Source organism: Chryseobacterium sp. G0201, from assembly GCF_003815655.1.
Taxonomy (GTDB): domain Bacteria; phylum Bacteroidota; class Bacteroidia; order Flavobacteriales; family Weeksellaceae; genus Chryseobacterium.
On record NZ_CP033917.1, the window covers coordinates 4,275,440 to 4,288,216 of the forward strand.

Here is a 12,777-nt window from a genome sequence, read left to right on the forward strand (position 1 = left end):
TGCTTCGACTTCGCTCAGCATGACATAACTAATACTAACTGTTTTATTTTACGATTAATTTTTAGCAATGTCATGCTGAGCGAAGTCGAAGCATCTATTATTGATAGTTTTAATTCATCTTTTTCAGAATCTTCTCAAAAGTATTGATATTTCTGCTTGTAAACTGATCTTTCAGGCTCTTTTTACCTAAAATTTTACCAAAAGTAGAATCTAAAGTGTTTCCTTTGGGAATTTGCCAATAGAAAATATGATTCACAATTTTTGCATCTTCATTTTCAGTTTTTGAGGCACTTTCGAATTCTTTCATCAAAACATTCTCAATTCCATCGTTACCAACAAAAGTATAAGAATGAAGATCATCATTTTTTTCAAAAGGGTTTCCGTTCCAGAAATTTTCTATTTCTTCCTGAGATTTTATGAATAAAAATGCTTCGTAAGAAAAATGCTCAGACATTGCTTTTTCAAGGATTTTCTTTAAATCATCCGCTTTTTTATCGGACGAAAAAACAATATTTCCTGAAGCTAAAATTGAAACAATATCCTCCATTCCGGCATCTTTGAAAACCTGGCAAACGTCCGCCATTTTCATGTTGGTTCCTTTTACGTTAACGCCTCGAAGAAAAGCACAGTATTTCATAATTTAAAGTTTTTACCAATAATAATTTCCTATCAACTGCATTCCAAAAGTTTGTAATAAACAGAGAATGTATAATACTTTAAGAGTTCGGTTGTTGTTTAATTCTTTCAAAAATAACAGAAAAAACGGTACAATATACAAACAGGCCCTCGCAGTTTCTCCCGTTCCATAGGCGCCTGTAAGGAACATCACTCCTAAAGCTGTTAGTCCTGCAAATGAAAAAATATTTACCTGTTTATCTGAAAATAATCCTAAATTTTCATTTTTAAAGCTAAAAAATAGCGCCATATAAGCAAACGAAAGGAAAATTAATATTTCTCCAATATCCTCCAGTCTTGTAAAGAAATAAACTATCGGCGAATGTAATAACATAAAGCCGTTTGGGTTCTCAGAATGACTGGCTTCTCTAAAAGTCTCCCAATGATTGCTTCCTGTAAGTTCATAGCTTCCGTAGAAGAAAGCCACCGTTAAAACAAAACAAATTATAGAACTTAAAAAAACAGAATATTGTTTTTTATATAACGTCACCAAAGCTAAAAGTCCCAGAAATGCAAATAGGAAAAGTCCTGAAAATGTTAGCATATTGGTAAGAATCAATCCTGATATGCTCATTAAAATTCCTAAAAAGCTTATTTTATTTTTAATGAAAATAGTAGAAATTCCACATAAAAATAATAAGGTTGATGTAAGGACTAAAGCATCAATAGAAACTAAAAGATAGATATTTACAGATGGAATTATTGCAAATAATATTAATAAAAGTTTTCTCTTCGTTTTATCAAATCTAAAGTTTTTCATTAATAAATTCATCAACGGAAAACTGAAAAGTGAGATTACCAGAAACGAAAGACTTAATCCGAATATACTTCCATTAAACAGCTCAAGAAAAGCATAATGAATCAAGGTCGTATAAGGCGGATGCGTGCGTGTATGCATCTGAAAAGACTCTAAATTATGATTGAAATTCAATATCCATAATCTCCAATCCGTAATATTGATGGCATCAGCGTAATACTGTCTTCCTTTAAGGTAGAAAGGCTGCAAAAATGCAATATCTACATTTCCCTGCCCCATATTTCCAAGTACGATCAATAATGCACAGATGACATATATCACGAAGAAATTGAGCTTCTGGTGATATTGGTAAGCCAACAGCCCTGTGCCTAAAAATAATAGGCAGAATAAACTGCCTATTATTAGAAATGAGGATGGATAGATTACCGAAAACGGAAATAAAAGGTTGTTTCCGGTAAATACCACATATTTATTTATTAAAAATACCGCTACAGCTAAAAATATCCATGTAACGATTGCTATTAAAAAAACAGTAAAGGGAAAATTTGTTTTTTTTAAAATATTCATCATTTTTTCAAAAATTCGTTTCTATTATTGTGTTGCTTTGATAATTGACGTTGTAATCTGCTCTTCTTTTTCTTTTGAATAAGTAGAATCAAAAGGCTGCATAATATCAAATAAGTATTGATAGAAAGGCGTGATCTTCTGAACATTCTCAGATTCTTTCATCGCTTTTTCTTTCCCCATTTCTTTAAGGTTTTCAACAAATCTGTTGAATTTCTTATCAATTGGGTCAATAGATTTTACAAGATAATTATATGCCTTATCTTTTTGTCCAATCTTCGTATAAGCATCTGTAACTGCTGAAACTACTAATGAATATTCCATAGGTTTTGTTCTCATTTGTCTTCTTACAAACTGTTGCTCATAAGGAGTAAGTCCTAAATAATAGTCATATTCTTCAAAAATTCCTTTTTTAAGAACCTCTGCCAATTGTAATGCTTTTTTCTCTTGTCCGGCAACGATATATCCGTAAACCATTGAACTTAAAGAGCGAGGATCATTGTATTTTTCAGCCGGAATTTCTTTTGATGCTAAGTCTAGTAATTCAATTGCTTTTGCTTTTTGTCCGCTTAATGCTAAAGCAGATGCCGCTCTACTTGCAGAACTTCTGTAGCTCATAATATTAGACGTTGCCGTTTCATCAAAATGAACATTCAGATCCTTGAAATTACCCCATCTGAAGTTTTTAACCACATTATATAATGAATTAGGATCTACTCTGCCCATTTCTCCATCTGCAGACGGCGGTGTATGAATAGGAACTAATCTGTAAGTGAAACCGTCAAACTGAAGATATTCATCAAGATAGAAAATATTTTCACTATCATAAATTCCTCCTGAAGAGAAGTTAATTGGTCTTTTCCAATCAAAATTAGCCAAAATATCAAGCATAATTAAGTTGTTTTTGAAAAGCGTATTTCCTTTGTATGTAATCATGATCTGATTCGCAGTGTTTGCAAGATCAGCCTGATTAATGATTCCAGCTTTTAAAGCATTGTCTTTATTGACCGGTAAAATGAATTTGTTTACAGGAAGAATATTATATTTTTCATATTTATCTTCACCAAAATACATTTTCAGAAGCTCATCTTTTGCAGCAGATTTATGTTTAATAAACCTCATTGCATCTTTCATGGTCATAGAATCCTGCGTAAGATACTTTCTGAATTCTGCAAATTCTGTTTCCGGTGCACCTTGTTCTTTTAACATAGAGAAAATCCCCTCCCAATCATCTTTTTTCATCAGATAGATTTGGTCATTTACTCCATCTCTGTAGTCATCGTGTGTTAACTGACTTGGAACTGCCGCCGCATTGTACGTTCTTCTTTTTATTTGATCGATATTCCAAGGAGTCGAAGCCAACGTAAAGTTTACTACTTTCACATCGTCTCTAAAGTTTTCAGTCTCCTGAATTGCCCAAACAGGATACGTATCATTATCTCCGTAAACGAAAAGCATACCTTTTTCCGGCAATGATTTTAATACAGAATAAGAATAATCATAAGATGTATATCTACCGTGTCTATTGTGTACATTATAGTTCTGGAATCCCATCATAAATGGCACTCCCAAAAGAATCAATCCAAAAGCAATATTGGCAGCGTTAGATTTCACTTTCTCCTGTAAAAACCATAAAATAGCTCCGGCACCTAAACCAATCCATATTGCAAATGCGTAGAACGAACCTACCATTGCATAATCTCTTTCTCTTGGTTCGAAAGGTTTTACTCCTGTGTAGAAAACAATTCCGACACTTGTTAATACAAATAAAGAAAGTATTGCGTAAAATCTTCCAAAGTCTCTGTTCAACTGGAAAAAGAATCCTATTAAACCTAATATTAATGGCAAAAAGAAGAACGCAACCGTACTTTCATTTTTGAATTTTGCAGGCATTGCATCCTGGTTACCCAATCTTGCATTATCAATAGCAGGAATTCCTGAGATCCAGTTTCCTTTAGTATCTTCATAGCTTCCTTCAAGATCATTTTGTCTACCTACGAAGTTCCACATCAGGTATCTTACAAAGTAATATCCGTTCTGGAAGGTAAAGAAATAATCCATATTCTGAGCCAATGAAGGCTTCTGAACATTGATCAAATTATAAGGTTTTACCTTTAAATAATCTGCTGCTGTGATTGTTTTATCTTCGTATTTACCTCTCAATTCTTCAAAGATCTGCTTAGCCTGAGGATTATCAGCAACCTCTTCGTTTCCATAATTAAAAGTGAAATCTGGAGCTCCGTACATAGAAATGTAATTTGCCATTACATCCTTGTCTTCATTAAACATCCTTGGCATTAAACTTATCTGAGACTTACTGAAAACATAGTTGAATCTCTCACCAGTTTTTCTGTATGTTCCTGTTTTTTCGTCTTTTTCGTAAATATCTCCTGTTTTGGTAGTTTTGAAACTTCCATCTTCATTTTTCTCAATACCGTTAGCATCAAGGAAAGCTGTATAGTTTTGACCGTAAATTGTAGGCCAGTCTCCGTACTGTACTCTGTTATAATAATCCAACATACCAATAGCAGTATCAGGATCATTAAGGTTCATTGGAGGGTTTGCATTCGCTCTGATAGGAATTACCATCCAACAAGAAAAACCAATCATCATGAAAACAACAGAAAGTGCTGCCGTCTGATATATCTTTTTTCCGGCTCTTCTTGCATATTTAATAATGAAATAGCAGATCGCTATCATTAAAATAAATGCCACAATAGTTCCTGAATGGAAAGGAAGTCCTAAACCATTCACAAAGAATATCTCTAACTTACCAAACATTGACATGATTAAAGGGAAAATGATTTTAAAAACAATAATTAAAATCCCTAATGTAATCACATTTGCCCATATGAAATTCTTCCAGGTAAACTTATAATTTCTAGCATAATATACTAAACAAACCGCCGGGACAGCTAACATACACATCATATGCACCCCAACAGAAAGTCCCAAAATAAAGAAAATAAGAATGACCCATCTTTCATTATCCACCGTATTATACTCATTTTCCCATTTAGTGATCAACCAGACCAATAATGCGATAAACATTGAAGCCATCGAGTAAACTTCACCTTCCACTGCCGAAAACCAGAATGTGTCTGAAAAAGTAAAGCACAACGCTCCTACCATTCCGGCAAACAGGATAGAAATCTCCTGATGTTTTGTAATCTCTTCAAAATCTTTATTCAGAAGCCTTCTCACAAAATGAGTGATCGTCCAAAACAAAAATAAAATCGTTAACGCACTAAACAATGCAGACATTGCATTGATCACAATAGAATAATTTTCACCGTTTCCTAATGCAAAAATGGCTGCCACAGCACCCACTATCTGAAATAAAGCCGCTCCGGGAGCATGCGTTACTTCTAATTTTACTGCAGAAGAAATGTACTCACCACAATCCCAAAAACTAAAATTAGGTTCAATAGTTGACAAGTACGTGAAAAATGCAATGACGAAAATCACCCATCCTAAAACGGTGTTCCATTGCCTAAAAGTCCAATTTTTCATAGTATTAAATCAATTACGCGAAAATAAGGCTTTTATATGATTCTGTGTCGATTTTAACAAAATTTAAAAAAAATGGCGCAGTATTTGCCAACATAGTAGAGCTAGATTGCAAAAGAAAGAAAGAATATTTAGTAAACAATGCTTACAAATCAAACAAAAGTTTAGAAATTATTTATTTTTTTGTATTTTTGCGGTCAGATTTTTATTGAAAAATAACAAATAATGAGTAATGTTTACGATAATATCCTTGGCCTAATAGGGAACACGCCTATGGTGAAGCTAAATGCTGTGACGAAAGATATTCCTGCAACTGTTTATGCCAAGTTAGAATCATATAATCCTGGACATTCCACTAAAGATAGAATCGCACTTCATATTATTGATAACGCTGAGAAAAAAGGTTTATTAAAGGAGGATTCTGTAGTGGTAGAAACCACTTCAGGAAACACAGGATTTTCTATTGCAATGGTTTGCATCATTAAAGGATACAAGTGTATTCTTGCGGTAAGTGATAAAACTAAGCCTGAAAAAATTGCTTATCTAAAAGCACTTGGAGCCATTGTATATATATGTCCTGCAAACGTACCTGCGGACGATCCTAGATCATATTATGAAGTAGCAAAAAGAATTGCTTCAGAAACACCAAATTCAGTGTACATCAATCAGTATTTTAATGAGTTGAATATTGATGCCCATTATCAAAGTACTGGACCTGAAATTTGGGAGCAAACAGAAGGTAAGATCACGCACCTTTTTGCATGTACTGGAACAGGTGGAACATTATCAGGTTCGGCGAAATTTTTAAAGGAAAAAAATCCTAGCATCAAGATTATTGGTGTTGATGCTGATGGTTCTATTTTAAAAAGTTACCACGAAACAGGAGAAATTCACAAAGAAGACGTTCATCCTTATCAGATTGAGGGAATGGGAAAAAATTTGATCCCTTCTGCCCTTCTTTTCGATAAAGTGGACGAATTTGTAAGGGTGAATGATGAAATGTCGGCCTACAGAACCCGTGAGATCGCTTTAAAAGAAGCTATTATGGGAGGTTATACAACAGGAGCAGTAACTCAGGGATTAATACAATATGCACAGTCTCATGAGTTTTCTAAAGACGATGTGGTTGTTTTGATCTATCCTGACCACGGTTCAAGATACATCACCAAAGTTTACAGTGATAAATGGATGGCTGAGCAAGGTTTCGTTAATAATTGTGTTCACAATTATGATGAAGTTTTCAAAACAGAATTCATTAAATAAAAATAAATAATTTTATACAAATCAAGCCTTTTTTGTAAATCACAGAAGGCTTTTTACTTAAATATTAATAAAATGTTAGATATTTTTGATCGTATTAAACAAAATCCAGGTCCATTAGGACAATTTGCTGATTATGCAGAAGGATATTTTGTTTTCCCAAAATTGGAAGGTCCGATTGGTCCAAGAATGAAATTTCAAGGTAAAGATGTAATTTTCTGGAGTGCCAATGACTATTTAGGTCTTTGCAACCACCCGGAAGTTTTAGAAGCTGATGCAAAAGCTGCTGCAGAATATGGGATGTTTTATCCGATGGGCGCAAGAGCAATGTCAGGTGAAACGCAACAACATCAACAATTGGAAAAAGAATTGGCAGAATTTACTCAAAAAGAGGCTGCTTATCTTCTAAATTTCGGTTACCAAGGAATGGTTTCGGCTATTGATGCATTGGTTACCAGACACGATGTAATCGTATATGATGCCGATTCTCACGCTTGTATCGTAGACGGAGTTCGTCTTCATATGGGTAAAAGCTTTACGTTCAAACATAACGATATTGCAAGTTTAGAAAAAAACTTGGCAAGAGCAACCAAAGTAGCTGAAGAAAACGGAGGCGGAATTTTGGTGATCACAGAAGGTGTTTTCGGAATGAGAGGAATGCAGGGGAAACTGAAAGAAATTTGTGATTTAAAATCAAAATTCAATTTCAGATTATTGGTAGACGATGCACACGGTTTCGGAACTTTGGGTAAAACCGGAGCTGGAGCAGGTGAAGAGCAAGGTTGCCAAGATCAAATTGATGTATATTTCTCAACTTTTGCTAAATCTATGGCTGGTTTCGGAGCATTTCTTTCGGGAGATGAAACGATCATCAGATTCTTGAAATACAATCTTCGTTCTCAGATTTTTGCTAAATCTTTAACAATGCCAATGGTAATCGGAGGTTTGAAAAGATTGGAACTTTTAAGAACACGCCCAGAGATTAAAGCTAAATTATGGGAAAACGTAGTTAAACTTCAAAACGGATTAAAAGAAAGAGGTTTCAACCTTGGAAATACAAACACTTGTGTAACTCCTGTCTTTATTGAAGGAACTACGATTGAAGCTACCCTTTTAGCGAAAGATTTAAGAGAAAATTACGGTGTATTTACCTCAGTTGTAGTATACCCTGTGATTCCTAAAGGGATGATCTTGTTAAGATTAATTCCTACAGCTTCACACACAGATTCAGAAATTAATGAAACTTTAGCTGCTTTTGAAGGTATCAAAGAAAAGTTGGTTTCAGGTGCATACGCAGAAATGGAAAAACAAATGAATATCGAGTACAAACAAATGTAATTTTCGATACCATCATATAACTAAAAAAAGCCACTGATCATTTTCAGTGGTTTTTTATAAATAAAATAGAATTAAATTAATGAAGATTAAGGGTTATGCTTTAGGAATTATTTCAGCGGTTTCATATGGTTTGATTCCTATTTTCATCCTGCCTGTAAAGCAAGCACACTTTTCATTAGACATAACTTTATTTTATAGATTTTTATTTTCCGCCTTAATGATTGGTGGATATTTATTGTATTCCAAAGAAAATCTTTCTATCAATAAAAAAGAAGGGTTAATTTTAGCCGCATTGGGAACATGTTATGCATTTTCTTCCGAATTATTATTTTTAGGATACGATTATCTCACAGCAGGAATTGCTTCAACCGTGCTTTTTATTTACCCTGTGATCGTAGCATTAATCATGTTTTTCTTTTATAAAGAGAAACTCACAAAACTTTCCATTTTATCCTTACTTTTTGCTTTTACGGGCGTAATTATTTTATGTTTAAAGGGAAAAGGCTTGGAAATCAATTATGTAGGATTAGGAATCGTAATGTTAAGTTCCTTATTTTATGCACTTTACATTATTATTGTCAATAAATCGAATATTAAAGTTTCCGGGTTTAAGCTTTCCTTTTATTCCATGCTTTTCACTTCAGGTTTTTTTATGTTCAAAGCATTTGTAAGTAAAGAATCTTTTGAAATTCCATCAACAGCTGTTTTTTTTAATCTTACAATTTTTGCATTTCTTACAACCGTTATTTCAACTTTATGTTTGGTGTATGCGATCAAAAACATAGGTTCGACTCCAGCGGCAATTCTGGGAGCATTAGAACCCGTGGTTGCTGTAATGGTGAGCGTTATGATTTTTCATGAAAAATTTACCTTTAATTTATTCATCGGAATTTCGTTAATTCTTTTTGGAGTTATTCTTAATGTTCTTGCGGGAAACAAAAAAATTGCCCATTCATAAAATTTAAAATATTTAAAATAACTTTGCAAAAAATTTACTGTTGAAAGATCTGCTTCTTATCACTCCGCCTTTTACCCAGCTTAATACTCCTTATCCCGCGACAGCTTATATCAAAGGTTTTTTGAATACCAAAAATATTTCAAGCTACCAGATCGATTTGGGGATTGAGGTTATTTTAAAGTTATTTTCAAAAGACGGAATTCAAAAAATTTTCGATACAGAGATTGATCTTCAGAATATTTCAGAAAACTCACAGAGAATTTTTGCTTTAAGAGAAGAATATTTAAAAACCATCGATCAGGTTATTTCATTTTTGCAGGGTAAAAGTCCTACGTTGGCGAGACAAATCTGTAGCATGAATTTCCTTCCAGAAGCTTCCCGTTTCAATCAATTGGATGACATGGAATATGCTTTCGGAAATATGGGACTGCAAGATAAAGCTAAACATTTGGCTACCTTATATTTAGAAGATCTTTCCGATTATATCGTTGAAAATGTAGATGCAGATTTTGGTTTCAGCAGATATGCAGAACGTTTAGGAAAAAGTGCTAATTCTTTTGATGAATTATATTTAAAACTATCAGATAATCAAACATTTATTGATGATTTTACATTAAAAATTCTTCACGAAAAAATTGAAACTGTTCAGCCCAAGTTGATCTGTTTTTCAATACCTTTTCCAGGGAATTTATACTCATCTTTTAGATGCGCAAAATTCATAAAAGAAAATTATCCTCACATCAAAACTGCTATGGGAGGTGGTTTTCCAAATACTGAATTACGAGAAATTAAAGACCAAAGAGTTTTTGAATTTTTCGATTTTATAACATTGGATGATGGTGAACTTCCAATTGAACTCCTTTATCAAAATGTTATTGCTGATGTGGCTGAGCCTGTCGAAGCCAAAAGAACTTTTTTAATTGAAAACCAAGAAGTTACATATAAAAATAATTCTAAACGACACGATTACAAACAGGCAGATATCGGAACTCCAGATTATACTGATTTACAGCTAGATAAATATATTTCCGTTATTGAAATTGCCAATCCGATGCACAGTTTATGGAGCGACGGAAGATGGAATAAATTGACGATGGCGCACGGTTGTTATTGGGGAAAATGTACTTTTTGTGATATCTCTTTAGATTACATTAAAATTTACGAACCCATTTCCGCAAAAATTCTCGTAGATAGAATGGAGGAATTGATTGTAACAACCGGAGAAACAGGTTTTCATTTTGTAGATGAAGCTGCACCCCCCGCTTTGATGAGAGAAGTTGCATTGGAAATTTTACGAAGAAATCTTGTCGTGACTTGGTGGACGAATGTTCGTTTTGAAAAAAGTTTTACGCGAGATCTCTGTTTTTTATTAAAACTTTCCGGTTGTGTTGCCGTTTCGGGTGGCCTTGAAGTTGCAAGTGACCGACTGTTAAAATTAATTGACAAAGGAATTTCTGTAGAACAGGTTGCCAAGGTTACAAGAAATTTTACTGAAGCAGGAGTTATGGTTCATGCTTATCTGATGTATGGCTACCCTACACAAACCATTCAGGAAACTATTGATTCTTTGGAAATGGTTCGACAATTATTTGAAATGGGAATTTTACAAAGTGGGTTTTGGCATCAGTTTGCGATGACTGCGCATTCACCTGTCGGACTAAATCCCGAGGAATTTGGAGTTACTCCAATTAAGCAGGAAATCTTGTTCGCCAACAACGATATTGATTTTACAGACAAAACCGGAATCGATCATAGCAAATTTAGTTTTGGGTTAAAAAAATCTTTATTCAATTATATGCACGGAATTAATTTTGAAATTCCACTGAATGATTGGTTTGATTTTAAAATTCCGAAAACGACAATTCATCCCGATTATATTCACGATTGTCTTTTGGAAGAGGACGATTTTAAATTTAAAGGAAATTCAAAGATCGTTTTTCTGGACAAAAACGTAATCGCTGAGAATTACATAAAAACAAAAAAGCAGAATTCATGGGCGTATACTCAACTTACGTTCCATTTAAAAACCAATATTGTGAAAATAGATCTTGAGCAGGAAAAAGCAGAATGGCTTGTAAAAACGCTTAAAGAAAATTCTACTGATAACGCAAAAAAAATTACGCTTCAACAATTGAAGATTCAGTTTGAAGAAAATCTTGAGGATTTTGAGTTATTTTGGTTTTCTAAACCAATGCAGCAATTAAAAGATAATGGAGTTGTTTTGAGTTTATAAGTTTTGAGAACTATTTTTCTTTAATAACTTTTATACATAAAGGATACATATCAAGTTTGTGATTTCGTAGGAATCTAAACTCTAATTTTAGCAAAGCCATGTTGAGATTCCTACGGAATGACAAATTAAATGGAAAAAATAAAACTCTTGAAAATTAATTTTCAAGAGTTTTTTTATAGTTTTGGCTAAAGCCAATTGAATTTATTCTTTGAAAACGGGCTAAAGCCCGTTCCTATTGATGATATTACTTTTGAACACCATCTTTTACAACCTCTCCTACAGTTACTTTATCCTGAATTTTAATGAAACTAGGATCCATAATTGCCATACGTTCTGCGATAGCTTTATACGTAGGAAATTTTAAAATTGAAGCTCTTCCCGACATTTCTCTGTAAAGAGTAAACACCTTACCACCAGCCGTTTTAATCTGTTTTGTTGTTGTAATATACTTCCCAATGTATTTACTTTTGGCATCGTATATTTCAATATCTAAAAAAGATTTCTCAGAAACGGTATCTTCTGACCCAAAACTTACCGGTAAATTGGTAAAATATCCTACCGGAACACCATTGCTTAAAATTTCACCAACGTTATTAACCTCAATTTTCAGTCTATCAATTTTACTCCTCGTTGTGTAGGCATCTTTCGTTTTACTGTCTAGCTTTCTTTTAGGCGGATTCTTAAAAAGGTCATCTAAATTTTTGATATTGATTCCTCTTTCATCGATTATTTTCAGCCCTTTTATCGATGTAAAAACCGCAGATTTTTCTTCACCCGAAAATGCAGATGGAGAAATATAATCAAGATCTAATGTTTTATCTCTGTTGTAAACACGATTGAGGGTAATGTAACTATCTCTTACAGAATCAACTATACCTTTATCAATAAATTTTATTGTATAAATGGGAGTTTCTTTTAAATCTAAAAAAATATATTCATTTGATTTATTCGAAATTTTTGCGACATGCACTCCGTCAAGACTTACAATTCCTCTTTTGGTTTTAATACTTTGGGCATTGAGGAAAATACTCAAAATTGTAAACAACATGATCATATTTTTCTTCATAGAATCAGATTTTTACATGACATAAAAAAAGTGTAACCAAAGTTACACTTTTTGAAAATATATTTAGCTTTTCATTTAATTATTCGCAAAGGATAATTCCTTTATTATGATTAAATTCTACAACACCGCTTTTGATTGAGTAAGAAAAAACAGAGTCTTTCTCATTTTCTTTAGTTAAGTTTTTAGCGTAAGCTTCATCAATAGATTTAGCAAAAAGCTTTACTTTACCGCCGATCAAAGAAGAAACGATTCCTGCGTGGTTTTTCATGATGTGAAATTCACCATTCTTTCCAGGCAACAATACTGAGTCTACTTCTCCTTCAAAAACTACGTATTCTGGTGTTAAAATTTTTATATTCATTTTAATTTGCTTTTGGCTTTTGGCTAATAGCTATTGGCTATCAGCAATTAGCATT

General features: G+C 33.3%; 9 protein-coding genes. 4 read left to right on the forward strand and 5 right to left on the reverse strand.

Translation table 11 applies throughout. The features are described 5' to 3' along the window. Nucleotides 1-109: 109 nt before the first annotated feature. Genes EG348_RS19155 through EG348_RS19165 form a run of 3 tightly spaced genes read right to left on the reverse strand, consistent with a single transcriptional unit; the run spans nt 110 to nt 5,509 of the window. On the reverse strand, nt 110-637 hold the full coding sequence (locus EG348_RS19155) for a DUF1697 domain-containing protein (RefSeq protein WP_123984552.1): 528 nt from the start codon (nt 635-637) through the stop codon (nt 110-112). A gap of 12 nt (nt 638-649) precedes the next feature. Then, a complete protein-coding gene (locus EG348_RS19160; protein ID WP_123984553.1) occupies nt 650-2,002 on the reverse strand; it encodes a hypothetical protein in 1,353 nt (450 codons plus the stop codon). A gap of 21 nt (nt 2,003-2,023) precedes the next feature. Further along, a complete protein-coding gene (locus EG348_RS19165) occupies nt 2,024-5,509 on the reverse strand; it encodes a DUF2723 domain-containing protein (protein ID WP_123984554.1) in 3,486 nt (1,161 codons plus the stop codon). A 222-nt stretch (nt 5,510-5,731) separates the two neighbouring features. Here EG348_RS19165 and EG348_RS19170 point away from each other — a divergent pair, with 222 nt between their 5' ends. From EG348_RS19170 to EG348_RS19185, 4 genes are all read left to right on the forward strand, one after another. Beyond that, entirely contained in the window at nt 5,732-6,769 is a 1,038-nt protein-coding gene (locus tag EG348_RS19170; protein ID WP_123984555.1) for a PLP-dependent cysteine synthase family protein, read from the forward strand. A gap of 72 nt (nt 6,770-6,841) precedes the next feature. Continuing rightward, nucleotides 6,842-8,104 (forward strand): aminotransferase class I/II-fold pyridoxal phosphate-dependent enzyme, encoded by a 1,263-nt coding sequence (locus tag EG348_RS19175; RefSeq protein WP_123984556.1) that lies wholly within the window; start codon nt 6,842-6,844, stop codon nt 8,102-8,104. Between the two features lie 79 nt (nt 8,105-8,183). Next, on the forward strand, nt 8,184-9,062 hold the full coding sequence (locus EG348_RS19180) for a DMT family transporter (protein WP_123984557.1): 879 nt from the start codon (nt 8,184-8,186) through the stop codon (nt 9,060-9,062). 40 nt (nt 9,063-9,102) lie between these two features. Then, on the forward strand, nt 9,103-11,295 hold the full coding sequence (locus EG348_RS19185) for a B12-binding domain-containing radical SAM protein (protein ID WP_123984558.1): 2,193 nt from the start codon (nt 9,103-9,105) through the stop codon (nt 11,293-11,295). A gap of 244 nt (nt 11,296-11,539) precedes the next feature. On the opposite strand, the gene EG348_RS19190 is transcribed toward EG348_RS19185, so the two are convergent. Beyond that, nucleotides 11,540-12,361, reverse strand: a complete 822-nt coding sequence (locus tag EG348_RS19190) for a hypothetical protein (protein ID WP_123984559.1) — start codon at nt 12,359-12,361, stop codon at nt 11,540-11,542. A 79-nt stretch (nt 12,362-12,440) separates the two neighbouring features. Continuing rightward, complete coding sequence (locus tag EG348_RS19195) at nt 12,441-12,722, reverse strand: FoF1 ATP synthase subunit delta/epsilon (protein ID WP_123984560.1); 282 nt, start codon at nt 12,720-12,722, stop codon at nt 12,441-12,443. Between the last annotated feature and the right edge of the window lie 55 nt (nt 12,723-12,777).